We start from the raw sequence: 25,361 nt of genomic DNA on the forward strand, positions 1-25,361 counted from the left end.
CCTCCTATGGACCCTGTGTACCTCCGCTCCGCCGGCACCAGCCTGCTGATCAGCTTCGACAGCGGGGAGGCCGAGGTCATCCACTGGGGTGCCGACCTGGGAACCGGCCTGCCGGACCTCGGGATCCTGGCCGGCCCCCTGGGCCACTCCTCCGTCGATGCACGGGTTCCCGCCGGGCTCCTCCCGCAGGCCTCCTCCTCGTGGCGGGGCCGCCCCGCCCTGCGCGGGCACCGCATCACCGGCGAGGGCTCCGGCTTCGACTTCTCCGCCCGCCTGCGCGTCACGTCCGCCGCCGCGGAGGGCGGCACCGCCGTTATTGAACAGTCCGACGCCGACGCCGGGCTCAGGGTCTCATCGCGCCTCACGCTGCACGACGGCGGCCTGCTGGAGTTGCGCCACACCGTCACCAACGACGGCAGCACACCGTTCCAGGTTGATGAACTCGCCACCGTCCTGCCGGTGTCCCCCGACGCCGTCGAACTCCTGGACCTTACCGGCCGGTGGTGCCGGGAACGGCACCCGCAACGGCACCGCATCCAGCAGGGAACCTGGGTACGCAGCGGCCGGCACGGCCGGACGGGGCACGACTCGTCGCTGATCTTCGCCGCAGGCACGGAGGGTTTCGGCAACCGCCACGGCAGGGTGTGGGCGACGCACCTGGCCTGGAGCGGCAACCACGAGCAGTTCGCGGACACCATCGGTGACGGCCGGACCATGATCGGTGGCTCGGAACTCCTGGGACCGGCTGAAGTAGTCCTCGAACAAGGGGCCAGCTTCACCACCCCGGCCCTCTTTGCCGCCTACTCGGACCATGGCCTGGATGGAATCACCGAGGCCTTCTACAGCTGGTTCCGCTCCCGCCCGCACCATGTGCTGCCCGCCGCGTCCACCGGACTTCCCGCAGGAAAACCGCGGCCGGTGGTGCTGAACACGTGGGAGGCCGTGTACTTCAACCACAACCTGGACACCCTGATCGAACTGGCAGACTCCGCGGCAGACCTCGGCGTGGAGCGCTTCGTCCTGGATGATGGCTGGTTCCGCGGCCGCCGTGACGACCATGCCGGCCTGGGCGACTGGTACGTGGACGGGACCGTGTGGCCGGACGGCCTCACGCCCCTGATCGAGGCCGTCACCTCCCGCGGGATGGAGTTCGGCCTGTGGGTGGAGCCGGAAATGGTCAACCTGGACTCGGACGTGGCCCGGGAGCACCCCGACTGGATCGTTGGCCCGTCCGCCACGGCGCACAAGGACGGCGGCCGGCTGCCCCTTGAATGGCGCCACCAGCACGTCATCGACCTGGTCAACCCGGACGCCTGGCAGTACATCTTCGACCGGATTTCCGCGCTCCTCGCCGGCAACAACATCAGCTACCTGAAATGGGACCAGAACAGGGACCTCACGGAACACGGCCACGCCGGCCGGCCCTCGGTCCATGCGCAGACCCTCGCCGCCTACCGCCTCTTCGATGAACTCCGCAAAGCCCACCCCGGCGTCGAGATCGAGAGTTGCTCCTCCGGCGGCGCCCGCGTGGACCTGGGCATCCTGGAACGGACCGACCGGATCTGGGCTTCGGACTGCAACGACGCCCTGGAGCGGCAGACCATCCAGCGCTGGACGGGCCTGGTGGTCCCGCCCGAGCTGGTGGGCAGCCACATCGGGCCCACCACCTCGCACACCACCGCCCGCACCCACGATCTGTCATTCCGGGCCATTACCGCCCTGTTTGGCCATTTCGGGATGGAGTGGGACGTCCGCGGCGTCCAGGGAAAGGAGCGGGACGAGCTCCGGCGCGTGGTGGGACTGTACAAGGAACACCGGGACCTGATCCACAGCGGCCTGCCGGTCCACACGGACACCGCCGATGAGGCGTTCCAGCTGTACGGCGTGGTGGCCCCCGGTCCCGTTGACAGCGGGACCGCGGCGGTCTTCGCCTTTGCAAGCATGCGCACCTCGGCATCGGAAGCACCGGGCCGGATGGGCCTTCCCGGGTTGGACGCCGAACGCAGCTACCGGGTGGAAGCCGTCTTTCCCTCCCCCGCGGACGCGGACTACGCCCACACCTTCACCCAGGTCCAGCCGCCGGCGTGGCTTGCAGGCGGTGCGGTAGCCAATGGCCGGTTCCTGGCCGAGGTGGGACTGCCCATGCCCATCCTGAACCCCGAGCACGCGCTGCTCCTGAAGGTCACAGCCCTGTAGCAAACCTCAACACCCCATCGATTGCTCCGTAGATGTCGTTTTGGGGGCCCAAAACGACCAGTACCCAGCAATCGATGGGGTGGGGACGTAAGAATGCGCGGCGGGCAGGGCAAACCGATAGATTTGCAGGCATGACTGAAGCCTCCTCCACCGTCGAAGCCGGCCGCGGCACCATCCTGGTCATCAACGGCCCCAACCTGAACCTGCTGGGTACGCGGGAGCCGGAGAAGTACGGCACCTCGACCCTTGCCGACGTGGAGCAGCTCGCCGCCTCCGCCGCTGAACAGCACGGATTCGCCGTGGAATGCGTCCAGTCCAACCACGAGGGCGTCCTCCTGGATGCCATCCACGCGGCCCGGGGCGCCGCCGCAGGAATCGTCCTGAATGCCGGCGCCTTCACGCACACGTCCGTGGCGCTCCGTGACGCCTTGGCTGCGGTGCAGCTTCCCGCCGTCGAGGTCCACATCACCAACGTGCACCAGCGGGAGGAATTCCGGCACCACTCGTACCTGTCACCGGTTTGCTCCGCAGTGATCGTGGGCGCCGGAATCTTCGGCTACAAGCTCGCCATCGACTACCTGGCCGAGGTCCTGTAGCCCGTCCTTTCCCGCCAGGAGACTCCTACTTCTGGATGCACTGACCGGAGGAGACGGGGGCGGACAAGGTGGGCGCCTGCTGCGCCACCGGGTTGAGGTCGCTCATGGTGATGGCGAACCCCACCTCCGCGTCCGATGTTGCCTTGGCAAAGATCACGCCGGCCACCTGGCCGTCAGTGGTCAGCAGCGGGCCGCCCGAGTTTCCCGGCTGGACGTCCCCCGCCAGGCGGTAGATGTCCTCCGGCGACGGGTTGTTTCCGTAGATGTCCGGCACCAGCACGGTGGCGATGTCCTGCACGGTGGCCGGTTTGGACTGGAAGGGCCCGCCGTGGGGGTACCCGGCGAAGGCGGCCTGGCTCCCGCCTGGAAGGTCGCGGCTCAGCGGCAGCGGCTGGGACGGCAGGTTGTCTACCGCCAGGACTGCCAGGTCCCGCTTGGTGTCGAAGTAGACCACGCGGCCCGGCATCGCGCCGCCGTCGGGCATCTCCACGACTGGTTGCGACACGCCCGCAACGACGTGCGCGTTGGTGACCACGCGGCCCTGGGACACCACGAATCCGGTGCCGGTCTGGTTCTGGCCGCATTCGTACGCCGTGCCCGCGATCCGCAGGACCGACTGGGCCGCCTTGTTCAAGGCGGGAGTGTTGGTGCTGGCGTTGGGCACCTGGACCGGCTGGCCCTGGTCCAGGCCTTCGAACAACGTGGGTATTCCGTTGCCGATGACCGTGGACCGCAGCTCCGCCATGGTCGCCTTGACCGGGGTGGGAGTGAGCCCGTCAATGAACCGGATCACCTTGGATTCAGCCAATTGCTGCGACACGACCGGCACGCCGAGGGAGCTGACGCTGAAGGCCAGCATGGACATCACCAGCGCGGACACCACCAGGTTCAGTGCCCCGCCCACCAGCCGGTCCACGGCCCGCAGCGGCCGGATCCGCATGGCGCCGCGGATTTGCCGGCCCACCATGGTTCCCAGCCCGTGTCCCAGGGCCATGAGGACGACGGCGGCAGCGATGATGGCGGTCAGCCTCCACCCCGAGTCGGCAACAAAGGTGCTGACCAGGGGGACGGCAAAGAACGCCGCGACGGCGCCGGCGGCAAAACCGGCCAAGCCGCCGACCGTGACCAGGAACCCATTGCGGAGACCGTAAACCAGGTATGACAGCAACGCCAGGATCAGGACGAGGTCCAGGACAGTCAAGCCGACCACAAAGGCTCCTTATTAAACAGTTGAACCCCCATTCTAGTGGCGCACACTGACAAACTTCTGTGGGCTGCAACGCCCTCCGGCGGACCCGGATCCGGCTGTTCCCGGGCGTTTCGGCTGCCAAGTTCGTCACAGAACCTTGAAAATTCTGAAACAATGGCACAAGCGCCACAGCCGATACTTTTACTCAGGAGATTTCATGGACATCGAGGTACTGCGCCGAGCACCCCTTTTCGCCACGCTCGACGACGACGCATTCCGTCTGCTGACGGACGAGCTCACCGAGGTGGACCTTTCCCGCGGCGCATCCGTTTTCCGCGAGGGAGACCAGGGCGACCAGCTCTACTTCATCGTCTCCGGCAAGGTGAAGCTCGGCCGCACGTCCCCGGATGGACGCGAGTCCCTCCTTGCCATCCTCGGCCCGGGCGAGCTCTTCGGCGAGATGGCCCTGTTCGATCCCAGCCCCCGCACCGCCACCGCCACCGCGGTGTCCGAAACCCGGCTGGCCGGGCTCAAGAACGAGAGCCTGAACACCCTGCTGCGCACCCGGCCCGAGGTTTCCGCCCAGCTGCTGCAGGCCCTGGCCCGCCGCCTGCGGCGCACCAACGATTCCCTGTCCGACCTCGTCTTCTCCGACGTCCCGGGCCGCGTGGCCAAGGCCCTGCTGGATCTGGCGGACCGCTTCGGCCGCCCGGCCACCGACGGCGTCCTGGTGGCCCACGAGCTGACGCAGGAGGAACTGGCCCAGCTGGTGGGCGCTTCCCGCGAAACCGTCAACAAGGCCCTCGCCGAGTTCGTCCAGCGCGGTTGGCTCCGCCTCGAGGCTCGCGCCGTGGTCATCCTGGACATGCAGCGCCTCCGCCAGCGCTCCCGCTAGGACACATGGAAAAGGCCGCCCCGAGGGGCGGCCTTTTCCATGCCCGGATACGTCCGTGCGCGTGTCAGCGCTCGCGCTGATGGTCCCCCGCCACGGTCTTGGCGGCCTCGACCTCAAGCATCAGCTTGCCGTCTTCCTCCACCAGGACCGGCTGGTAGACGTGGGCTTTGCGCTTGTAGCTCAGGTAGGCGATGCAGCCGTTGGCCGCTGCCATCTTTTCGATCATGATCTCCGAGCCGGGAACCAGCAGGTCGCCCAGCGGACGGCCCACCGTGTTCTCCTGGCCGGCCTCGTCGCCGAGTGCGGTGGTGTTGCGTTCCTGCACCACCTGCGCCGCGTTGACCCACCTGCCCCACACGCCCTTGCCCTCAAGCAGCGAGGGTTCCTGGCCCAGCGGGACGGTGGCGGCAAAGTACCGGGTGTCGAACCGGCGGTGCGCAAAATCGGGGCTGCGCCAGTTGACCAGGGATTTGAGCAGGTCCGTGCGCAGCGAGAGTCCACGCTTGCCCAGGACCTGGGCAAGCGTCTTCTCCTGGTCAGCGACGGCGATGCGGGCACGCATCCACTCGGACGAGGACGTGGCCTCCACAGTGTTGGACATGTCCGGGCCGGCCAGCAGGATGCCCGTCTCTTCGAAGAGCTCCCGGATGGCGCCCACCACGTGCCGCCGCGCCAGCCCGACGTCGGCCGTCCCCATCTGCTCGGCCCAATGCTGTGGCGAGGGACCCAGCCACCCCATGGCGTCGTCGTCGGCCGGGTCCAAGGAACCGCCGGGGAAGGCGAGGACACCCAGCGGCGAGGAGCCGGGCCGGTAACCCAGCCACGTCTCCAAGCCGGTGGGCGAATCACGCAGGAGTACCACGGAAGAGGCGTAGCGAGCGGCCCGGGGAGTCCGTTCGCCGTGTTCGAGCCAGCTTTGGGCCGCCCCTTCAAGGTCCTGGGGAAGTGCAAAAAGGCGTCGTGCGAGGTGAGGCAAGGGAAGTGACCGGTCCTAGCTGAATTCGGCGATCAGTTCGACTTCAACGGGAGAGTCGAGCGGAAGAACGGAAACACCGACGGCGGAACGGGCGTGCTGCCCGGCGTCGCCAAGGACGCGGCCCAGCAGTTCAGAGGCGCCGTTGATGACGGCGGGCTGGCCCGTGAAGGACGGGTCCGAGGAGACGAATCCCACCACCTTGACGATGCGGGTGATGCGGTCCAGGTCGCCGATGACGCTCTTGACCGCGGCCAGGGCGTTCACTGCACACACTGCGGCGTACTTCTGCGCGTCCTCGGGGGACACCGTGGGCTCGTCGGCGAACCCCTCGGTACCGGCGGAGACCTTGCCCGTAGCTTCGAGTTTGCCGTTAATAAACGGCAGCTGGCCGGAGGTGTACACGTGGTTGCCGGAGACGGTGGCGGGGACGTAGGACGCCACGGGAGCGGCGACCGCCGGGAGCGTGATGCCAAGTTCGGCGAGGCGCTGCTCGACGGCGGATGCGGGCGCCGTCGAGGCGCCGGACGGTGCTTCTGCGGGGGTGCTCATGCTACTGCTTCTCCCTCTTAAGGTAGGCGACAAGGCCGTTGCCGTCAGGTCCGGGAACCACCTGGACAAGCTCCCAGCCGTCCTCCCCCCACTGGTCCAGGATCTGCTTGGTGGCGTGAATAATGAGCGGAATCGTCGCGTACTCCCATTTGGTCATGAGAGAAAGCGTAGCCCTTGCCGGTAAAGTGGAAAACATGGCGACTCGCAACAACCCCTTATTCGACACTGCCACCACACTGGGTAAGATCCTTCTTTTCCTCGGTGTGAGCGCGATTTGCGGTGTCCTGGTGGCGGGCCTTCTGGTCCCTGCCGCGGCCGTCTCCGGCAGCGCGGCAAGCGGTTCCATCAACTTCTTCGACTCCCTCCCCGCGGAACTGAAGGTTGACCCGCCCAGCCAGACCACCCGCATCCTGGCTGCCGACGGCAGCGAGATCGCCAGTGTCTATACGGAGAACCGCACCAAGGTTCCGCTGGACCAGATTTCGCCCAACATGAAGAACGCCATCATTGCCGTGGAGGACAGCCGCTTCTACGAGCATGGCGGCGTGGACACCACCGGCATCCTGCGCGCGCTGGTCGCCACCGCCCGCGGCAACAAGCAGGGCGCGTCCACCATCACGCAGCAGTACGTCAACAACGTGCTCAATGCGAACCTCGCCGCCGCCGGCGAGGAGGACCAGATCAAGCTCAACGGCGTTAACAAGGGCGTGGGCGACAAACTCCGGGAAATGAAGCTCTCCATCGCCCTGGAGAAGGAGTTCACCAAGGACCAGATCCTTGAGGGCTACCTGAACATCGTCTTCTTCAACCGTGACGCGTACGGCATCGAGGCCGCCTCCCGGTACTTCTTCAGCACCACCGCCAAGGACCTGACCCTCCCGCAGGCTGCACTCCTGGCGGGCCTGGTGAACAGCCCCTCGATGTTCGACCCCGTCACCAACCCGGAAAAGTCCAAGCAGCGCCGCGACCTGGTGCTGGGGCTGATGAAGGACCAGGGCAAGATCACCGCGGACGAATACCAGGCGGCCGTTGCCACGCCGGTTGAACCGAAGGTCACCCAGCCCAAGCAGGGTTGTGCCTACGCGGCCACCGCCCCTTACTTCTGCGACTACATCCTGCACCTGCTGGAGAACAACCCGGCCTATGGTGCGGAGATCAAGGACCGCCAGCGGCTCATTTACGGCGGCGGCCTGACCATCACCACCACTTTGGACCCCAAGGCCCAGGCCACCGCCCAGGAACAGGCCGATGCCGCGGCCGGCGCCAACCCGGACAAATGGGGTGCGTCCATGGTGTCGGTGCAGCCCGGCACCGGCAAGATCATCTCCATGGCCCAAAACACCTCGTTCCTGGCGGGCGCGGGTGGCTTCAATTCGCAGTTGAACTTCAACGTGGACAAGCTGGACAAGGACGGTAACGACCTCAACGGCGTCGGCGGGTTCCAGCCGGGTTCCACCATGAAGCCATTCACCTTCGCTGAGTGGCTCAACGAGGGCAAGACCATGAATACCGTGGTCAATGCAGCCCAGCGCGTCTATCCCATCGGCTACCCGTGGAAGAACACCTGCGGGAAGGTACAGGGTGCCTACAGCACGGCGCAGAAGAACGCAGGCCTGGACGCCACTGATGACCTCCAGAATGCCGAGCCTCAGTGGTACAGGCCACTGACCGTCCTCGAAGGCCTCTACAACTCCATCAACACCGTGACGTTCGCGTCCGCTGCACAGCTGGACTTCTGTGGCATCCAAAAGATGGCCGACGCCGTCGGCCTGCACAGCGGCCTCCCGTCCGCGGACGGCAGCGAGCCGCACCCCAAGATCAACATGATGACGCTGGGCAACCTGCTCGGTTCCACCCAGACGTCGCCGCTGACCATGGCCAGCGCGTTCGCCACCTTCGCTAACGACGGAAAGTACTGCGAACCGATTGCCATCACGTCTGTCACCGATGCCACCGGCAAGCAGCTCCCGGCCCAGTCCAGCAGCTGCCGCGACGCCATCAAGCCCGAGGTTGCCCGCGGCGTGAACTATGCGCTGCAGGAAGTCATGAACCAGGGCTCCGGCTCCCTCATCCGGCCGCGTCTTTCCACCAAGACCAGCTTCCCCATCGGCGCCAAGACCGGTACGTCCAACAACAACGGCTCCACCTGGGTTGTTGGCCACACCTCCGGCCTGGCTACCGCGGCATGGTTCGGTGACCCCTTGGGGGATCAGGGTCGTGCCGGCCAGAACATCACCGTCAACGGAAAGACCTACCAGGGCATTGACGGCTACATGATTGCCGGCCCCATGTTCGCGAACTTCATGACCAAGATCGCTCCGGGCTACGGCACCAACCCGTTCCCGGCACCGCCGAGCAACATGATCAACGGAACCACCCCCAATTCGGCTCCCGCCCAGAACAGCCCGCAGGCCACACAGGCCCCTGCGGCCCCCGCGGCCCCTGCAACGCAGGCACCCGTCACGCAGGCGCCGGCCCCGGGCAACACCGGGAATGGCAACAATGGCAAGGGAAACGGCTAAGCACGCATGAGCATCGATAGCCTGGCAAGCCGCGCCCGTTCACTCGGGCGCGGCTTTGCCGTTACCGCAGGCGCGGGTACCGCGGCCGGGATGGCGGCCTTCGGCTACGGATTGTGGGAGAAGAACCAGTTCGTCCTCCGCGAGGAGACCCTGGCCATCCTCCCCCCGGGGCGCAGTCCGTTCCGGGTCCTGCACCTCAGCGACATCCACTTCGTTCCCGGGCAGCGGAAGAAGGCCCAGTGGCTCGCTTCCCTGGCAGACCTGGAGCCTGACCTGGTGGTGAATACCGGCGACAACCTCAGCCATGTGAAGGCAGTGGACCCGCTCCTGGATGCCCTTCAGCCCCTGCTGCAGTTTCCCGGCGTCTTCGTGCCGGGCTCCAATGACTACTTCGCACCCACGTTCAAGAACCCCGCGTCCTACCTGCTGGGACCGTCCAAGGCTGCGCCGAAGCCCACCGCGCTGGATTGGCCGCGCCTTCGCTCCGGGTTCGGCATGGGCGGCTGGGTGGACCTGACCAACCGCCACCAGTCCCTGATCCTGAATGGGATGCGCTTCGATTTCTCCGGTGTAGACGATCCGCACCTTAACCGCGAGCGGTATGCCGGCTGGCCGCGCGGTACGGTCAACCAGGATGCCAACGACCACCTCAGGGTTGCTGTCATCCACGCCCCGTACCAGCGGGTGCTGGACCACTTCACGGAAGCCGGCGCGGACCTCCTGCTCGCTGGACACACGCATGGCGGCCAGCTCTGCATCCCGGGGTACGGTGCAGTCGTGGCCAACTGCGACCTTCCCACGTGGCGCGCGAAGGGCCTCAACGACTGGACCAGCAACGGGCGCACGACGCCGGTCAACGTCTCAGGGGGCATCGGCACCTCACGGTTCGCCCCCGTGAGGATCGCCTGCAAGCCGGAGGCTGTCCTGCTGACGCTGACCTCACGCGGCTGACCAGCCCATTACGGACTGCAATAACTGGGCAAGCCGGCTGCGCGGACGGCAACCCCTGTGAATCGTCTCATCCCATGGCATAGGGTTGTTGCTATAGGAAACTACATTCGTTTTAGAGCTTGAGAAGCGGGCATGGCCAAGCAGACTCCCTTTTTCAAATCCATCAGCCGTCTTTATCCGCACGTCCGGCCCATCATTCCACGGCTTCTGCTGGGGCTTCTCTGTGCGCTGGCCGCAAGTGTCGTAGCCCTGACCATCCCCCAGGTGCTGCGCGTCCTGGTCAACACTGCGCTGCAGCCCGGGGCAACGGCGGATGGGGTGTGGACTTCCGCCGCTGTCATCCTGGTGCTGGGCGTCGCCGAGGCCGGCCTGGTGGCGCTTCGCCGGCAGTTTGTCATCAACCCCGCCACTACGGTGGAAACCAGGATGCGGGTCTCGCTCTACGACCACCTCCAGGAACTGACCGTCTCCTTCCACGACCGCTGGGGCTCCGGCCAGCTGCTGTCCAGGGCCATGACGGACTTGAACTTCCTCCGCCGGTGGATGGCCTTCGGCGCCATCATGCTGGTGGTCACAACCCTCACCGTCATCATCGGGATCGTGGCCATGTTCGCCATGAGCTGGCAGCTGGCGCTGATCTTCCTCGCCGCCGCCGTACCCATCACCATCAACAGCTTCCGGTTCCGCACCCGGTTCAGCAAGGTGGCCCGGCGCAGCCAGGACCAGGCGGGAGACCTCGCCACCACCGTGGAGGAATCGGTCCACGGCATCCGCGTGCTCAAGGCGTTTGGCCGCAGCCGGGAAGCTCTCGAAAATTTCAACGAACAAGCCGAGGAACTGCGCCAGACGGAAATCGAGAAGGCGCGTCACCAGGCCACCTTCACCATGGTGGTCACCCTGCTCCCCGAGCTCGCACTTGGGACCGGCCTGGTGGTGGGCGTCATGCTGTGCGCCGGCGGCCAGCTGAGCATCGGTTCCCTGGTGGCGTTCTTCGCAACGGCCGCCGTCATCGCCTCGCCCGTGGAATTCTCCGGCATGCTGCTGGCCATGGCACTCACGGCGAAGACCGCCGTCGACCGCCACTACGAAGTGATGGATACGCAGAACACCATCACCAGCCCCGCCGAGCCCCGCCGCCCGGACGAACTGGCAGGCGCGCTGCGCTTCGATAATGCAACGTTCGCTTTTGAGGACGCGCCGGACAAACCGATCCTCAAGGACATCAACCTTGAGGTGCGGCCCGGCGAAACCATGGCCCTGGTGGGCATTACCGGCAGCGGCAAGAGTGCGCTCATCCAGCTGGTCCCGCGCCTCTACGACGTCGCGGCCGGTGCCATCAGCATCGATGGCGTGGATATCCGCGACTTCGACGTCCAGGAATTGCGCAGGATCGTGGGAGTGGCATTCGAGGACACCACGCTCTTCTCCAATTCCGTCCGGGACAATGTCCTGCTCGGCGCGCCGGTACGCAGCGAAGAGGTCCTGGAAGAGGCGTTGGACGTGGCGCAGGCGCACTTCTCGCACTCCCTGCCACAGGGCGTGGACACGCTGATCGGTGAGGAAGGCCTCAGCTTGTCCGGCGGCCAACGCCAGCGCATTGCCCTGGCACGCGCCATCGCCGCCCGTCCCCGCGTCCTGGTCCTGGACGATCCCCTCTCGGCCCTGGACGTCCATACCGAGGAACTCGTGGAAGCCCGCCTCCGCGAGGTGCTCAAGGACACCTCCACCTTGATCGTGGCGCACCGGCCATCCACCGTGGCCCTGGCAGACCGGGTGGCGCTGCTGGAGGAAGGCCGCATCACCGCCGTCGGCACGCACACGGAGCTGCTGGCGCACAACCAGCATTACCGGTACGTCATCGCCAGCCTCGAGCGTGAGCCGCGGGACCTTGACTCCGAACTGTCCGCCCTGGAGGACCAGGCAGAGGAAATGACCCGATGAGCACGGCAACATTCGGCACCGCCAACGAAGACAACGCCCACCTCAGCAAGAGCGACAGCAGGGCGGTCCGACGACGGTCGCTCGCCTTGCTGGGCTCCCTGATCCGGCCCGTGCGGGTGCGGTTCTGGCTGACCCTCGCCATGGTGGTCCTGTCCCAGGCGGCCCGGGTGGCCGGCCCGGCGCTGATCGCTTTCGGGATCGACCATGCCCTCCCTGCCCTCCGGTCGGGTGAGAACCTCCCGCTGGTGTTCACCGGCGTCGCCTACCTGCTGGCGGCCATCGCGACGGCGGGCCTCACCGCCCTGTACGTCACCTCCACGGCACGGCTCAGCCAGGCCATGCTGCTGGACCTCCGCGTCCGGGTGTTCAGGCACACCCAGCGGCTCAGCCTGGAGTTCCACGAGAAGTACACGTCCGGCCGGATCATTGCCCGCCAGACGTCGGACCTGGAGGCCTTGCGCGAACTCCTCGACTCCGGGGTCAGCTCGCTGGCCTCCGGGATGCTCTTCATGGCGTTCACGGCGGCCACCATCTTTGCCCTGGACTGGCGCAGCGGCCTGCTGGTGCTGGCCGCCGGCGTGCCCATGTTCTTCCTGGCCCGCTGGTACCAAAAGCACTCCCAGATCGCCTTCCGCGAATCACGGGTTGTTTCCGCCCGGCTGATCGTGCACTTCGTCGAAACCATGACCGGCATCCGCGCGGTCAAGGCCTTCCGCAAAGAAAAGGAAAACTCCCAGACCTACGGCAACCTCGCCGAGGACTACCGGCTGGTCACCGTCCGGTCCATCAACCTTAACGGCATCTTCCAGCCGGGACTGGTGCTGATCGGCAACGTGTGCGTGGCGGTGGTGCTGCTGTTCGGCGGCTTCCGGGTGCTGGGCGGTGACCTGGCTGTGGGCGTCCTCCTGGCCCTCATCCTCTCCACCAAGCGGTTCTTCCAGCCCGTGGACCAGATGGCCATGTTCTACAACTCATTCCAGAGCGCGCAGGCAGCCCTCGAAAAGGTGTCCGGGCTCCTCGAAGAAGTACCAACGGTCCGGCCACCGAAGAACCCGGTCCCGCTTCCCGAAGCCACCGGACGCATCGACTTCAAGGACGTTGAATTCCGCTACGGCGACGGACCCGTGGTGGTGCCGCTCCTCAACCTGCACATCCCGGCCGGACAGACCGTCGCCCTGGTGGGGCAGACCGGGGCCGGCAAGTCCACCCTGGCCAAACTCATCGCGCGGTTCTACGACGTCACCTCGGGAAACCTAATGCTGGACGGCGTGGACCTCCGCGACCTGGGCACGACCGATCTCCGCCGGAACATCGTCATGGTCACCCAGGAAGCGTTCCTGTTCAGCGGCTCAGTGGCGGACAACATCGCACTGGGCCGGCCGGAGGCAACACGTGCCGAGATCGAGGAGGCCGCCAAGGCCGTGGGGGCGCACGACTTCATCCTGGAACTCCCTGAGGGTTACGACACCGACGTGAACAAGCGCGGCGGCAGGGTCTCCTCCGGACAGCGGCAGTTGATCAGCTTCGCCAGGGCCTTCCTGGCGCGGCCGGCGGTATTGATCCTGGACGAGGCCACATCCTCCCTGGACATCCCCTCTGAACGGCTCGTGCAGGCCGGGCTGGCCCGCCTGCTCGCCGGGACGGAGGCCGCGCGCAGGACGGCACTGATCATTGCGCACCGCTTGTCCACAGTGGAGACCGCTGACAGGGTGCTGGTGGTGCACGACGGCCGGATTGTGGAAGACGGCACGCCGGAGGAACTGATCGGCGGCGGCGGCCGCTTCGCGGACCTGCACGGGGCGTGGAAGGATTCCCTGGTCTAAGCCGCATCCCAGGCTCCCCGGCGGCCGGATTTCGCATCGGGCCCTGCCATCGGCTATCCTTGTAAAGTTGCTTTTGCAGCGGATCGGGATGTAGCGCAGCTTGGTAGCGCGCTTCGTTCGGGACGAAGAGGTCGCAGGTTCAAATCCTGTCATCCCGACCATAACGAAAAGAGGGTCTCCATTGGAGGCCCTCTTTTCGCGTCTCTATTTGGTTACGGCGGTTACCGGAAAACGGCCGCCACAAAAAGCCGCCCACTTAAATTGAATGACCCCGGAGCTGTCGCTCCGGGGCCATCCTCGCCTCCTGGGTGAGGAAGCTGTTTATGCAGGATCAGGCCAGTTGCCCACGTACGTGATGACCGTAGTAGTAGTGGTGGTAGTGGTGGTGCTCTTGTCCTTCTTCACCTTTGCAGAGGCGGGGTCGGGCCAGTTGCCTACTGCTACAGACACGCTCGAATTATCGGCGACGGAGCCTGAGGCCAGGACAGCCGGAGCTGCCGCGGAAAAAGCCAGGGCCCCGGCCAGGACGGCCGCGGTTGCGATCTTCTTCAACATATAAGTTCCTCAATACGAGTCGGATTCGTTACAAAGCCAGCACTGTCCTTGTTGACACACATTGTAAAATATTTTCCACAGGGGCTGTCAAGCATCCGTCAGCCCCACTTGTCCAAAAAGGAGGATACGCGTGGGCAACGGGTTCGGAGAAAAGCTCCGCGCGGAGCGCCTTGAGCGTGGACTGACACAGGCCGAACTGGGCAAGGACCTGTATTCACCAAGCTACATTTCGCTGCTCGAAACCGGCCGGCGCGAACCGACGGCGGAAGTCATCGAGGAACTGGCGCGCAGGCTGGAGTTGGCACCGAAGGCGCTGGAAGCCTGGAGCCAACCCATTTCCGTCAGCGACGCCGAGTACGTGCTGGCCGGCCTCTACGCCCGGCAGGCGTGGGACCTGCGCGACTATCCCCTGGCGGCAAGCCACGCTGCCACGGCTGCGAAGATCGCCCTTGAGGGGCGGAACACCAGTGCGTGGTGGAACATGACGTACATGCAGGCCGAGTGCCTGATCAAGCAGGGCAACTGGCGGGAAGCCCAAAAGATCATGGAGCACCTGCTGGAACATCCCATGGCCAGGGAGTCGGCAGGGCTTGCCGTCCGGGCACACCAGATGCTCGCCGGAATCTACCAGGGGCAGGGCCAGCTGAGCCTCGCTGTGGACCAGGGAATCCAGGCAGTGGACCTGTGCAAGCAGCTCCCCAAGGGGTCAACCCTCATCATCAACGCCCACCACGCCCTGATCGGTGCATTGGCCGAGAGCGGACGGCTGGACGACGCCTGGGGTTACTGCCAGGCCATGATCGAGCACGTCGACGAATTCTCCATGAGCCAGCTCGCCGGCGAGGTGGCCTGGGTGGTGGGAAACGTCGCCTTCATGCGGCACGACTACGCCGAAGGCGTGAGGCACCACGAGCGCGCCGCGCGGCTGCTCTCCCCCGCCAATGACATCGGGCTGTGGGCCCGGTTCAACAAGGCATCCGCGGCAGTCCGCCTTTCGTCCGGAATCGTCGAACCGGAAACCCTGTCTGCGATCGAACGTGCCGAACTGGCGTTGTCGATCGTGGGGGGAAACAAGTCCGACCAGCTGGAAGTTGCATTCATCCGCGCCCGCTGGCTGTACCTGACCGGGGACATCGTGGCCGCCGTCGAGAAACTCCGCGAAATCCACGCCGAGCGCGCAAGCCTGGCCAAGCACACGGCAGGCGAGGTCTCGCTCCTCCTGGGCAAGTCGCTCAAGGCTGCCGGTGACACCGACGAAGCCCTGGTGCACTTGGAGGAAGCCCAGAAGGCCTTCGCCGCGGCAGGCGCCCAGGACAGGGTCCAGCAGGCCTTGGACGCGATCCTTGAAATCAAGCTGGCCCAGAAGCGCGCGGCAGCGGCCGCCAAAGCCAGCTGACCCCACCCAGGTGAACCCCGCGCCGGCGGGGCCACCTGGTTGAGCTGTGAATCAGGAGAAGCTCAGCCCGGTGATCTTCTCGTACGCTTCGACGTAACGGCTGCGGGTGCGTTCCACCACGTCGGCAGGCAGCGCCGGTGGCGGGGTGTCGGATGACCGGTCCCAGCCCGACGCGGCAGAGGTCAGCCAGTCCCGCACGTACTGCTTGTCGTAGGAGGGCTGGGCTTGGCCGGGCTTGTAGGTTGCGGCGTCCCAGAAACGGGAAGAATCAGGGGTCAGCACCTCGTCGCCCAGGGTGATGGACCCGGAGACGGCGTCGTAGCCGAACTCCACCTTGGTGTCCGCCAGGATAATGCCGCGTTCCCGCGCGATCCTCTCCGCGGTGGTGTAGATCTTCAAGGTCAGCTCGCTCAGGCGGGCAGCGATGTCATCCCCCACCAGCGCCACCACGGCGTCGTAGGTGATGTTCTCGTCGTGCTCACCGATCAGTGCCTTGGCGGACGGGGTGAAAATGGCGTGCTCCAGCCGGGAGCCATCCACCAGCCCCTCCGGGAGCGGGATATCGCACACCGTCCCGGACGCTTTGTACTCCAGCAGCCCTGAACCCGTGAGGTAGCCGCGGGCAATGCACTCCACAGGGAACATGTCCAGCTTCTTGCAGATCATGGCCCGGCCCTCCACCTCTGCGGGCACGCCGTCTTCCACCGTGGACCCGAGCACGTGGTGCTCGACGCCCAGCTGGTCGAACCACCAGAGGCTCAGCTGGGTGAGGATGCGGCCCTTGTCCGGGATCTCGCTGGACAGCACATGGTCAAACGCGCTGATGCGGTCGCTGGCCACCACCAGGACACAGTCCTGGCCCAGCCGCTGCACGATCGCTTCGTCCGCAGGTTCGTAGAGGTCGCGCACCTTGCCGGAGTAGATGTGCGTCCAGCCCGGCAGTTCCAGGGTGTCGGTGGCGTAGCCGCGGTTTTCTGAAGTTCCACTCATGTCAGGCCTTCGCTTTCACTACGGGCAGCGAACCGGTGGCACCGTACGGCACCTTGATTTCGCCGCGGGCCGCCTTGCGGGCAATGTCGCTGCGGTACTGGGAGCCATCAAGCTGGACCAGCTCGACGCCGTCGTAGGCCCTTTCGCGGGCCTCCACGAGGTCGCTGCCCAGGGCGACGACGGCCAGGACGCGGCCGCCGGCGGAGACCACCTTGCCCTCGTCGTCCAGGGCGGTGCCGGCGTGGATGACGTGCACGCCGTCCAGGGCGTCCACTTTCTTGAGTCCACGGATACGGTCACCGGTGCGGGGCGTGTCCGGGTAGTTTTCCGAGGCCACGACGACGGCGACGGCGGTGTCCTTGGACCAGCGCAGCTCCTCCGCCTTGTCCAGTTCGCCCTTGGCGGCGGCCATGAGCAGCGCGCCCAGGGGGGTCTTGAGCCGGGCGAGGACCGCCTGCGTTTCGGGGTCCCCGAAGCGGACGTTGAATTCGATGACGCGGGTTCCGCGGGACGTGAGTGCCAGCCCGACGAAGAGCACCCCCACGAACGGAATGCCGCGGCGCGCCATCTCGTTCACGGTGGGCTGCGCCACCCGGTCGAGGACTTCCTGCACCAGGCCTTCGGGGGCCCACTCGAGCGGGGTGTAGGCGCCCATGCCCCCCGTGTTGGGGCCTTCGTCGTTATCGAAGATGCGCTTGAAATCCTGGGCGGGCGAGAGTGCCACGGTGTTCTGCCCGTCGCAGAGGACAAAGAGGGAAACCTCGGGGCCGTCCAGGAACTCCTCGATCACCACGGATCCGCCGGCGTCGAAGCAGGACTGGGCGTGGGCCAGGGCTTCGTCGCGGTTCCTGGTGACCACCACGCCCTTGCCCGCGGCCAGGCCGTCGTCCTTGACCACGTAGGGCGCGCCGAAGGTGTCCAGCGCAGACTCGGCTTCCCCGGCGTTGGTGGCCACCATGGCCATGGCCGTGGGGACGCCGGCCTCCGCCATGATCTCCTTGGCGAACGCTTTGGACGCCTCCAGCTGCGCTGCTGCCTTGCTGGGCCCGAAAACGGGGATGCCGGCGGCGCGGACGGCGTCCGACACGCCTGCGGCCAGCGGAGCCTCGGGGCCCACCACCACGAGATCGACCGTGAGGCGGGCAGCCAGTTCGGCAACAGCCTGGGGATCGTTGCCGTTGATGTTGTAGGTGGGTACCAGCTTGCTGATACCGGCATTGCCGGGCGCCGCGTGGACTTCGGACACGTTGGGGTCGGCAAGCAGGGAGCGGACAATGGCGTGTTCGCGGCCTCCGGGGCCAATGACGAGTACCTTCACAGTCTCCAAGGGTACTTTGTGCACCCTTCCCGCTCCTAAGCTGTGACCTTCCCGGCCCCGCAGGTCAATCCGGACTACGTGCCGCTCCGAACCACCTCCATGACAAAGCTTCGGAACCGCCTGACCGGCCCCACCGCACTCGCCGCCCTGGCAGGTGTGGTGGCAGCCGCCGTCGTACTTGCCGTTGCGGAGCTGCTCGGCGCCTTCTTCACCGCCAGGGCAACCCCGCTGTTCGCCTTGGGGTCCACCTTCATCGACTTCACGCCGCCCCGGCTGAAGGACTTTGCGATCGCCACCTTCGGTACCAATGACAAAACTGCGCTGTTCGTGGGAATGGGGCTGACCATTGCGGTGCTCGCCTGCATCCTGGGTGTCGTGGCGTACCGGAAATGGGCGTTGGGCGTCCTGGGCGTCCTGTTCATGGGCGCGGTAATCGTCGCCTGCGTCGTGACCCGCGCCGGCGTCAGTGGCGTGGACGCCATCCCGTCCGTGCTGGGAACCGTCGCGGGCCTGGTGGCCCTGCGCCTGCTCATGGTGCCGCTGTGGCGGCTGAAGGAGAGCAAGCCGTGGCCGGAAGCTCCGGCAGACCAGGCAGCCGACGCCGATGCCGGGCTGGGACACGAAGGCGCCAGCCGTCGTCGCTTCTTTGCTGCGGCAGGGATCACCGCGGTGGCAGCCGGCATCGCCGCCACGGGTGGACGGTTGCTGGGAGCGGCGCGCAACAACGTGGCCAAAGCCCGGGATGCGCTCACGTTGCCTGCCCCGGCCAAAGCCGCAGCAGCGGTTCCCGCCGGCGTGCAGTCGCCCGTCCCCGGGGTCACGCCATGGTTGACGGACACCGCCGACTTTTACCGGATCGACACGGCCCTGAGCGTCCCGGAAATCAATGTCAACGACTGGGAACTGCGGGTGCACGGGCTGGTGGAGCAGGAAGTCACACTCACGTTCCAGGACCTGCTGGACGCCAGCCTGATCGAATCGCACGTCACGCTCACCTGCGTCTCCAACCCGGTGGGCGGCAACCTCGCCGGAAATGCCAAATGGCTGGGCATGCCCATCCGCGACGTCCTGGCCCGGGCGAAACCCAAGGAGGGTGCGGACATGGTGCTCTCCAAGTCCATCGACGGCTTCAGTGCCTCCACTCCCCTGGAGGTCCTGCAGGACGGACGCGACGCCATGCTGGCGATCGGCATGAACGGCGAGCCCCTGCCGCTGGAGCACGGCTTCCCGGTGCGGATGGTGGTCCCCGGGCTCTACGGGTTCGTCTCCGCCACCAAGTGGGTAGTGGACCTGGAGGTCACCCGCTTCGCGGACAACAAGGCCTACTGGACCGAGCGTGGCTGGTCCGAACGCGGCCCCATCAAGACGATGGCCCGCGTGGAAGTTCCCAAGTCTTTCGCCAAGGTTCCCGCCGGAAAGGTTGCCGTGGGCGGCACAGCCTGGGCCCAGACCCGCGGAATCACCAAGGTGGAAATCCAGATCGACAACGGTGAATGGACGGAAACGGTCCTCTCCACGGAGGCCTCCACGGTCACCTGGCGGCAATGGTCCTACGAGTGGGAGGCCACGCCGGGCCCGCACTACATCAAAGTCCGTGCCACCGACGGGACAGGGGAAGTGCAGACGGAGCAGCGCGCAGATCCCGTCCCGGACGGCGCGTCGGGCTGGCAGTCGGTGATGGTGACCGTCCAATAAAGCGGCCGGGCCCCGGCCCGGGGGTGGCCCGCCATCCGCGGGCCACCCATAGACTGGCAGTATGCCGCACAACCCGCATGCCACTTTCACCGTTGACTCCGCCGTCGAACTGGCCGTGATCGAACGCAGCGGCTTCGTCGAGTCCCGGCACATCGGATCCGCCGTCCTCGTGGCCGCCGACGGCTCGGTGGTCACCGAACTCGGCGACATCAACACCCCCATCTATGCGCGGTCCACCCTCAAACCCTTCCAGGCGCTGGCGTCCATGCAGTCCGGTGTCCCGCTGCGGGGCGCGCAGGTGGCCATCGCATGCGGCAGCCATACCGGTTCGCTGGACCACATGGATGTGGTGGCCGGCATGCTCAAGGCGGCCGGGGTGCGGGAAGACCAGCTGCAGTGCCCTGAAGCGTGGCCGGAGGACGAAACGGCCCGGAACTGGCTGGTCCGCTCCGAAAAGGGCAAGTCGCGGCTGGCTTACAACTGTTCCGGCAAGCACGCCGCCTTCCTCTGGGCCTGCACCGAAAACGGCTGGGACACGCACAGCTACCTGGAACCCAACCACCCCCTGCAGCAGCGCGTCCGCACCGTCATCGAGGAATACACCGGCGAGCGGATCGCCCACCTGGGCATTGACGGCTGTGGTGCGCCCGTGGCCGCGGTTTCGCTGAAGGGACTGGCACTCGCCTACTCCCAGCTGGCCAAAGCTCCCGGCGACCACAGCTTCAGCGCCAGGGCCGCCACGATCGCCACCTCCATGCTCGACTACCCCTGGGCGGTGCAGGGCCGGGGTGAAGCGAACACCCTGGTGATGGACGAGCTGGAAATCATCGCCAAAATCGGTGCCGAGGGCGTCCTGGCGATGGCCACGCCGCAGGGCGTCTCGGTGGCCGTCAAGATCCTCGACGGAAACATCCGGGCAACCTCCCTGGTGGCCCTTACCCTGCTCGCGGCCGCCGGGGCTGTGGAAATTCCCGGAGTCGCCAGCGCCCTGGAAAAAGTGGTGGCACCGGTCCTCGGGGGCGGCCGCCCCGTGGGGAAGATCCGGCTGGGCCCGGCAGTTTCCGCCCTCCTGGACTAGCGCCACAACCCTAGCGCCACAACCCCTGCCGATGCCAAAGGAAGATTGAAAGCATGGCCGTAGCCCGCCGTCGTATTGATGTCCACGAAGGCAAAGCAGCAGTGAAGGCATGGCTGGAAGCCGCCGTTTCGCCGTCGGCTGCTCCCCTGCCGCGGGCCGCCCTGGCCACGGCCGTGCGGTACTCGCTGGAGGAAGTGACCGCCCGGGCCCCGGGTAACTCCGTGGAGGTTCGCGTGCCGCCCTTTGGCGTCACCCAGTGCGTCGAGGGCCCGCGCCACACCCGCGGCACCCCGCCGAACGTGATCGAGTGCGACGCCGCCACCTGGCTGGCGATGGTCACCGGCCAGGTGGCGTGGGCGGACGCAGTGGCTGCCGGGAAGGTGGCCGCCTCAGGCCTGCGCGCAGACTTATCGGCGCTGCTGCCCCTCTAGTCCGGCGTCGCCGCCCGCCTGCCTGCCCCGGACCGTGGTGCGCGGCTCCGGTGCCGTTTCCGGCGGGGAGGTGAGGGCCGGGTGCGGAACCGAATTCTGCAGTTTCGTGGACAGGGCTGCCACCACGGCGAACCCGAACGCGGCCACGGCAATCAGGACCGACATCACCGCAACCGTGCCGTAGCCGGCTGACCGCGGGTCCAGGAACGGGTACGGGTACCAGTCCACGATGGGGCCACGGATCAGGCTGTAGACCAGGTAGAGCATGGGAAAAGCCAGCCACACCAAGGATGTCCGGACCGGGATCCGCTCCCGCGGGAGGTCCACCAGCCAGTCGATCACCATGACGGTGGGGACGGTGTAGTGCAGCACCACGTTGACCCAAGGGATGGGCGTGTTGACGTCGATATCGCTCAGCAGCAGGCTGTAGGTGATCCCGGTGATGGTCATGTACACAGTGGCCGCGCCGCGGAGGAGCTCCAGCCACCGCGGGCTCTCGCCTTTCCAGGCGAACCAGCCGGCGATCCCCAGGGTCACGAACGCGATGATGTTGGACTCGATGGTGAAGTAGCTGAAGTAGTTTCCGGTGCTGGCGCCCGGCACGTTCTGCACCAGGTAAAGCAACTGGAACAGCACCGCCACGAAGCCCAGCAGCGCGAACCAAAAGCGGAAAAGTGCAAGTCCCCTGTTTGCGGTCATGAGCCGATCCTAGGCCCTGGCGGCCGGGAGCCCCGCCACGGCTGCCCGGCGTGCCTACCCGCGGCCAATGAAGGGCATGCCGGCCGCGGTGACCACCACGGAGCCCACGCTGGCCGAGGCCGGCATGTTGGCCATCATCAGTACCGCACGCGCCGCGTCCGCCACCGGAAACATTGGTTCCACCTTGCGGGTGCCGTCCGCCTGCAACGCCCCTGAGCCGACGCCGATGGTGTCCATGATGTCGGTGGCGGTGTTGCCGATATCGATCTGTCCGCACGTGATGCCGAAGCCGCGCCCGTCCAGGTCGATGCTCTTGGTCAGACCCGTCATTGCGTGCTTGGTGACCGTGTAGGCCACGGTCCGCGGGCGGGGCGAGTGGGCCGAGATGGATCCGTTATTGATGATGCGGCCGCCCTGCGGCTCCTGTGCCTTCATGGCCCGGACCGCCGCTGCCGCGCACAGCATCGACCCGGAAAGGTTGACCGCCACCGTGGCGTTCCAGTCGTCCAGGCTGATCTCGTCCACACCGGCCGACGGGCCGAACACCCCGGCGTTGTTGAACAGGACGTCCACGCGCCCCCACTCCTGGCGGACGACCTCGAAAAGCCGTTCGACGTCGTCGGGCCGGGTGACATCGCAGGGCACCACCAGGGTGCCCGGGCTGCCGTCCGCCGTTTCCTTCAGCTGGGCCTCGCGCCGACCGGCCAGTGCCACGCGGTAGCCCGCGGCCAGCATCTGGCGGGCCACCTCCCTGCCGATGCCCGAACCGGCGCCGGTGACGACGGCGACGCGGGCGGCAGGCTGTGGGGTGTTCATTCGGACCTCCTGGCTTAAAGCTGTACCGGCACGGCCGGCTGGTGCAGCGGCCAGCCTATGACGGTCTTGGGCCGGGGCGCAGCAAAGGTCCGGACCTTGGAGGTGGACAGGCGCATGCGCACCAGCGATTCGGCGATGGTCACGGCCGAGGCCACGCCGTCCACTACGGGGACGCCGGCCCGCTGCCGGATCTGCTCGTCAAGGCCTGCCATGCCGCCGCACCCGAGCACAATCACTTCCGCTTTGTCCCGGGTAACGGCCAGCAACGCCTCGTTGATGATGGCCTCCACTGCCCGTTCGGGTTCCTCTTCAAGTTCCAGGACGGCCATGCCGCTGGCACGGACGGACGCACACCTGGCATCCAGGCCGGCCAGCTTCAGCCGGTCCTCAATGAGCGGAACTGTGCGGTCCAGGGTGGTGACCACAGAGTACTTGTGGCCGAGGAACATCGCCGTGCTTGCAGCTGCCTCGGTGATGTCAACCACCGGAACATCCAGGAGTTCCTGCAGGCCCTCCCGGCCGTGCTCCCCGTAGCCGGCCTGGATAACGGCGTCGAACGGCCCGGGGTAGGAGGTGACGGCGTCCATGACGGCGATGGCTGCCAGGTAGCTTTCGAAGTTTCCTTCGCAGGAGTCGGCGCCGAACCGCGGCGTGAGGCCAACGATCTCGGTGCCCGGGGCGGCCACGGCACGCGCGGAGGCCGCGATGGAGTCAGTCATTGCGTGGGTGGTGTTCACGTTTGCGACGAGGAGGCGCATGGGAAAATTCCTTTGTCAGCCGGGGTTTGGCGGGCCGTGTCGGGGCCGGGAGCTCAGTGGGTGCTGGCAACTGCGATGGCTTCACCGTCGGCGTCCACCAGCCGCTGGTTGCGGTCGGCGATGAAGAAGTACAACGTAGCCGCGATGCCCGCCGCGAAGAACCAGGCGAACGGTGCCGCCGCCGCAAGGCCGGGCACGAAGGCGATCAGCAGGGCAAGGACGGCGGCCGGAACCATGGCGATGATCGCACGGGGGTTGACGCCCTTCTTATAGAAGTACGCGCCCTCCGGGGAGGCCGTGTAGAGCTCCGGCACGTTGACCTTGCCACGCCTGATCAGCCAGTAGTCAGCCATCACCACGCCGAACAACGGGCCGAGCAAGGCCCCGAGTCCACCGAGGAAGTACACGATGACCAGCGGGTTGTTGTACAGGTTCCAGGGCAGGATCACCAGACCGATGCTGGCGGAGACCATTGCAGCCTTGCGGAAGTTCAGTTTCTTGGGGAACAGGTTGGTCAGTGCGTAGACGGGGGCCACGAAGTTGGCCATGAGGTTCACGGCGATGGTCAGGATCAGCAGCGCCAGGCAAGCCAGGACCAGGAACAAGGTGTTGGGAATGGTCTGGACGATGTCCGACGGGCTCTTGATGATGGTCCCGTTGATCTTGAACTGCCCACCGGCCATGACCACCACGATGGCGCCGAAGAGCAGCATGTTGATGGGGATCCCCCAGAAGTTGCCGCGCACCATGGCCTTCTTCGACACCGCCGACCGGGTGAAGTCGCAGAAGTTCAGGACGAAAGTGCCGTAGATGGAGACCCAGAGCGCGCCGCCGGCAAAGATGGTGAGCCACATTTCCGGCCCTTCGAGTGCCTTGTTGGACGCCCAGGCAATGCTTCCGCCGGCTTCCACGAAGATCCAGACGGCCATCGCTGCCATGGTGGCCAGGATGACCGGACCGGCGAACGCCTCGTACTTGCGGATCATTTCCATGCCAAAGCTGACGATCACCAGTTGGACCACCCAGAGGGTCACGAATGCCATCCACCCCAGTGTGGACAGGCCCAGAATCGAGTCCTTGTCCAGCTCTGCGAGGGACGGGAACATGGCTGTGAGCATGACGCGGAAGACCACCGATGCGAGGTAGGTCTGGATGCCGAACCAGGCGACGGCCACGGCACCGCGGAGCAGGCTGGCGATCTGCGCCCCGCGGATACCGAAGCTGATGCGGCTCATGACCGGGAACGGCACACCGGTCTTGACGCCCATGAAACCGGAGAGTGTCAGGAGTCCGAACAGCAGGGCTGCGCCGATGCCGAGCGCCATGAGGATCTGCCACCCGCCCAGGCCGAGGGCGAACAGTCCGATGGCGAAAGCGTAGTTACCCAGGCTGTGCACATCGTTCGCCCAAAGGGTGAAGATGCTGTAGCTGGTCCAGCTGCGTCCCGCCCGCTTGGTGGGGGCAAGGTCTGCGTTGTACAGGGAAGGGCTGATGCTCTTGCCGGAGGCAGCGCTGGCTGATTCGCACAGCGCGTCGATGCTGCCTGGCAGGTGAGCCGGAGCAACTGACGGCTCTGTCAGGCCCTGCTCCGCAGCAACGCCCGCGGTGGGAGGTGTTTGCATGGGGGTCTCGATTCTTGGGAGATTCCGAGGTGGTGAGGCCGGCAGGTCGCCGTTTCTGTTATTCCACACTGCGGAAACGAGATTTTGAATAGTGAAATAAGGGTATGACCTGGATCACTGGTCGGTCAAGCGCCACTGCCGCTGCCGTCTAGTCACAAACGGTCCCTTACTGCCGGCACGAGGCCTCTTGGGCGGGATGATGACCGTCACGTTGACCCGCCGGGTTCGCCTCAGTAATCTCATATAGCAATAATGTTTTCTCACAATACGAAAACATGCGCAGATGCATTCAACGATGAAAAGAGGCTGCCGTGGCTGCAGGAGAAGAGACCTCCCATATCCTCAGCGGGTTGACTAACCAGCTG

Annotated in this window: 22 protein-coding genes and 1 tRNA gene; 12 read left to right on the forward strand and 11 right to left on the reverse strand. The window is 66.2% G+C overall.

Annotated elements, in window-relative coordinates:
* The first annotated feature begins 6 nt into the window (after nucleotides 1-6).
* Together QRN53_RS17200 and aroQ are read left to right on the forward strand one after the other, a co-directional pair.
* Nucleotides 7-2,196 carry an alpha-galactosidase gene (locus QRN53_RS17200; protein ID WP_285245027.1) on the forward strand — a complete coding sequence of 730 codons (2,190 nt, stop codon included), beginning with the start codon at nucleotides 7-9 and terminating at the stop codon, nucleotides 2,194-2,196.
* A gap of 131 nt (nucleotides 2,197-2,327) precedes the next feature.
* Nucleotides 2,328-2,792, forward strand: a complete 465-nt coding sequence (gene aroQ / locus QRN53_RS17205) for a type II 3-dehydroquinate dehydratase (protein ID WP_285245028.1) — start codon at nucleotides 2,328-2,330, stop codon at nucleotides 2,790-2,792.
* 25 nt (nucleotides 2,793-2,817) lie between these two features.
* Here aroQ and QRN53_RS17210 read toward each other — a convergent pair whose 3' ends face one another.
* Complete coding sequence (locus QRN53_RS17210) at nucleotides 2,818-4,002, reverse strand: MarP family serine protease (RefSeq protein ID WP_285245029.1); 1,185 nt, start codon at nucleotides 4,000-4,002, stop codon at nucleotides 2,818-2,820.
* 196 nt (nucleotides 4,003-4,198) lie between these two features.
* Between QRN53_RS17210 and QRN53_RS17215 the strand changes: the two genes are divergently transcribed.
* Nucleotides 4,199-4,876: a Crp/Fnr family transcriptional regulator gene (locus QRN53_RS17215; protein ID WP_013602309.1), complete on the forward strand. Its 678-nt coding sequence runs from the start codon at nucleotides 4,199-4,201 to the stop codon at nucleotides 4,874-4,876.
* A gap of 64 nt (nucleotides 4,877-4,940) precedes the next feature.
* Here QRN53_RS17215 and QRN53_RS17220 read toward each other — a convergent pair whose 3' ends face one another.
* From QRN53_RS17220 to sp36, 3 genes are read right to left on the reverse strand one after another with little or no spacing between them, the layout of a single operon-like run.
* On the reverse strand, nucleotides 4,941-5,852 hold the full coding sequence (locus tag QRN53_RS17220) for an NUDIX hydrolase (RefSeq protein ID WP_285245030.1): 912 nt from the start codon (nucleotides 5,850-5,852) through the stop codon (nucleotides 4,941-4,943).
* A 15-nt stretch (nucleotides 5,853-5,867) separates the two neighbouring features.
* Nucleotides 5,868-6,401: a RidA family protein gene (locus QRN53_RS17225; protein ID WP_285245031.1), complete on the reverse strand. Its 534-nt coding sequence runs from the start codon at nucleotides 6,399-6,401 to the stop codon at nucleotides 5,868-5,870.
* Between the two features lies 1 nt (nucleotide 6,402).
* Entirely contained in the window at nucleotides 6,403-6,558 is a 156-nt protein-coding gene (gene sp36, locus QRN53_RS17230; RefSeq protein WP_009359196.1) for a Sp36 family protein, read from the reverse strand.
* Nucleotides 6,559-6,595: 37 nt separating this feature from the next.
* Between sp36 and QRN53_RS17235 the strand changes: the two genes are divergently transcribed.
* The 5 genes from QRN53_RS17235 to QRN53_RS17255 all read left to right on the forward strand — a co-directional run bounded on the left by QRN53_RS17235 (nucleotide 6,596) and on the right by QRN53_RS17255 (nucleotide 13,799).
* Nucleotides 6,596-8,923 carry a transglycosylase domain-containing protein gene (locus tag QRN53_RS17235; RefSeq protein ID WP_285245032.1) on the forward strand — a complete coding sequence of 776 codons (2,328 nt, stop codon included), beginning with the start codon at nucleotides 6,596-6,598 and terminating at the stop codon, nucleotides 8,921-8,923.
* A 6-nt stretch (nucleotides 8,924-8,929) separates the two neighbouring features.
* Nucleotides 8,930-9,874: a metallophosphoesterase gene (locus QRN53_RS17240; protein WP_285245033.1), complete on the forward strand. Its 945-nt coding sequence runs from the start codon at nucleotides 8,930-8,932 to the stop codon at nucleotides 9,872-9,874.
* Nucleotides 9,875-10,006: 132 nt separating this feature from the next.
* The gene (locus QRN53_RS17245) at nucleotides 10,007-11,815 is read left to right on the forward strand and encodes an ABC transporter ATP-binding protein (protein ID WP_285245034.1); all 1,809 of its coding nucleotides are present in this window, start codon (nucleotides 10,007-10,009) and stop codon (nucleotides 11,813-11,815) included.
* Entirely contained in the window at nucleotides 11,812-13,638 is a 1,827-nt protein-coding gene (locus tag QRN53_RS17250; protein ID WP_285245035.1) for an ABC transporter ATP-binding protein, read from the forward strand. Before QRN53_RS17245 ends, QRN53_RS17250 begins: the two co-directional genes overlap by 4 nt.
* Before the next feature lie 84 nt (nucleotides 13,639-13,722).
* Nucleotides 13,723-13,799: transfer RNA gene (locus tag QRN53_RS17255), tRNA-Pro, on the forward strand.
* A gap of 160 nt (nucleotides 13,800-13,959) precedes the next feature.
* Here QRN53_RS17255 and QRN53_RS17260 read toward each other — a convergent pair.
* The gene (locus QRN53_RS17260) at nucleotides 13,960-14,193 is read right to left on the reverse strand and encodes a hypothetical protein (protein ID WP_285245036.1); all 234 of its coding nucleotides are present in this window, start codon (nucleotides 14,191-14,193) and stop codon (nucleotides 13,960-13,962) included.
* Between the two features lie 130 nt (nucleotides 14,194-14,323).
* On the opposite strand from QRN53_RS17260, the gene QRN53_RS17265 reads away from it, so the two are divergent.
* The gene (locus tag QRN53_RS17265; protein WP_285245037.1) at nucleotides 14,324-15,589 is read left to right on the forward strand and encodes a helix-turn-helix domain-containing protein; all 1,266 of its coding nucleotides are present in this window, start codon (nucleotides 14,324-14,326) and stop codon (nucleotides 15,587-15,589) included.
* 51 nt (nucleotides 15,590-15,640) lie between these two features.
* On the opposite strand, the gene QRN53_RS17270 is transcribed toward QRN53_RS17265, so the two are convergent.
* Together QRN53_RS17270 and purD are read right to left on the reverse strand one after the other, a co-directional pair.
* On the reverse strand, nucleotides 15,641-16,579 hold the full coding sequence (locus QRN53_RS17270; RefSeq protein WP_285245038.1) for a phosphoribosylaminoimidazolesuccinocarboxamide synthase: 939 nt from the start codon (nucleotides 16,577-16,579) through the stop codon (nucleotides 15,641-15,643).
* A gap of 1 nt (nucleotide 16,580) precedes the next feature.
* The gene (purD, locus tag QRN53_RS17275; protein ID WP_285245048.1) at nucleotides 16,581-17,897 is read right to left on the reverse strand and encodes a phosphoribosylamine--glycine ligase; all 1,317 of its coding nucleotides are present in this window, start codon (nucleotides 17,895-17,897) and stop codon (nucleotides 16,581-16,583) included.
* A gap of 99 nt (nucleotides 17,898-17,996) precedes the next feature.
* Between purD and QRN53_RS17280 the strand changes: the two genes are divergently transcribed.
* From QRN53_RS17280 to QRN53_RS17290, 3 genes are all read left to right on the forward strand, one after another.
* Nucleotides 17,997-19,592: a molybdopterin-dependent oxidoreductase gene (locus QRN53_RS17280; RefSeq protein WP_285245039.1), complete on the forward strand. Its 1,596-nt coding sequence runs from the start codon at nucleotides 17,997-17,999 to the stop codon at nucleotides 19,590-19,592.
* 61 nt (nucleotides 19,593-19,653) lie between these two features.
* Nucleotides 19,654-20,670 carry an asparaginase gene (locus tag QRN53_RS17285; protein ID WP_285245040.1) on the forward strand — a complete coding sequence of 339 codons (1,017 nt, stop codon included), beginning with the start codon at nucleotides 19,654-19,656 and terminating at the stop codon, nucleotides 20,668-20,670.
* A gap of 53 nt (nucleotides 20,671-20,723) precedes the next feature.
* The gene (locus QRN53_RS17290; RefSeq protein WP_285245041.1) at nucleotides 20,724-21,101 is read left to right on the forward strand and encodes a sterol carrier family protein; all 378 of its coding nucleotides are present in this window, start codon (nucleotides 20,724-20,726) and stop codon (nucleotides 21,099-21,101) included.
* On the opposite strand, the gene QRN53_RS17295 is transcribed toward QRN53_RS17290, so the two are convergent.
* From QRN53_RS17295 to QRN53_RS17310, 4 genes are read right to left on the reverse strand one after another with little or no spacing between them, the layout of a single operon-like run.
* Nucleotides 21,078-21,800: a Pr6Pr family membrane protein gene (locus QRN53_RS17295; RefSeq protein ID WP_285245042.1), complete on the reverse strand. Its 723-nt coding sequence runs from the start codon at nucleotides 21,798-21,800 to the stop codon at nucleotides 21,078-21,080. The two genes, QRN53_RS17290 and QRN53_RS17295, sit on opposite strands and share 24 nt — an antisense overlap.
* A gap of 54 nt (nucleotides 21,801-21,854) precedes the next feature.
* Nucleotides 21,855-22,616, reverse strand: coding sequence for an SDR family oxidoreductase (locus tag QRN53_RS17300; RefSeq protein ID WP_285245043.1), 762 nt, complete (start codon nucleotides 22,614-22,616; stop codon nucleotides 21,855-21,857).
* Between the two features lie 14 nt (nucleotides 22,617-22,630).
* Nucleotides 22,631-23,374: an aspartate/glutamate racemase family protein gene (locus QRN53_RS17305; RefSeq protein WP_285245044.1), complete on the reverse strand. Its 744-nt coding sequence runs from the start codon at nucleotides 23,372-23,374 to the stop codon at nucleotides 22,631-22,633.
* A 53-nt stretch (nucleotides 23,375-23,427) separates the two neighbouring features.
* Nucleotides 23,428-24,996 (reverse strand): NCS1 family nucleobase:cation symporter-1, encoded by a 1,569-nt coding sequence (locus QRN53_RS17310; RefSeq protein WP_285245045.1) that lies wholly within the window; start codon nucleotides 24,994-24,996, stop codon nucleotides 23,428-23,430.
* Nucleotides 24,997-25,361 lie beyond the last annotated feature (365 nt).

Source organism: Pseudarthrobacter sp. fls2-241-R2A-127 (assembly GCF_030209355.1).
Lineage (GTDB): Bacteria > Actinomycetota > Actinomycetes > Actinomycetales > Micrococcaceae > Arthrobacter.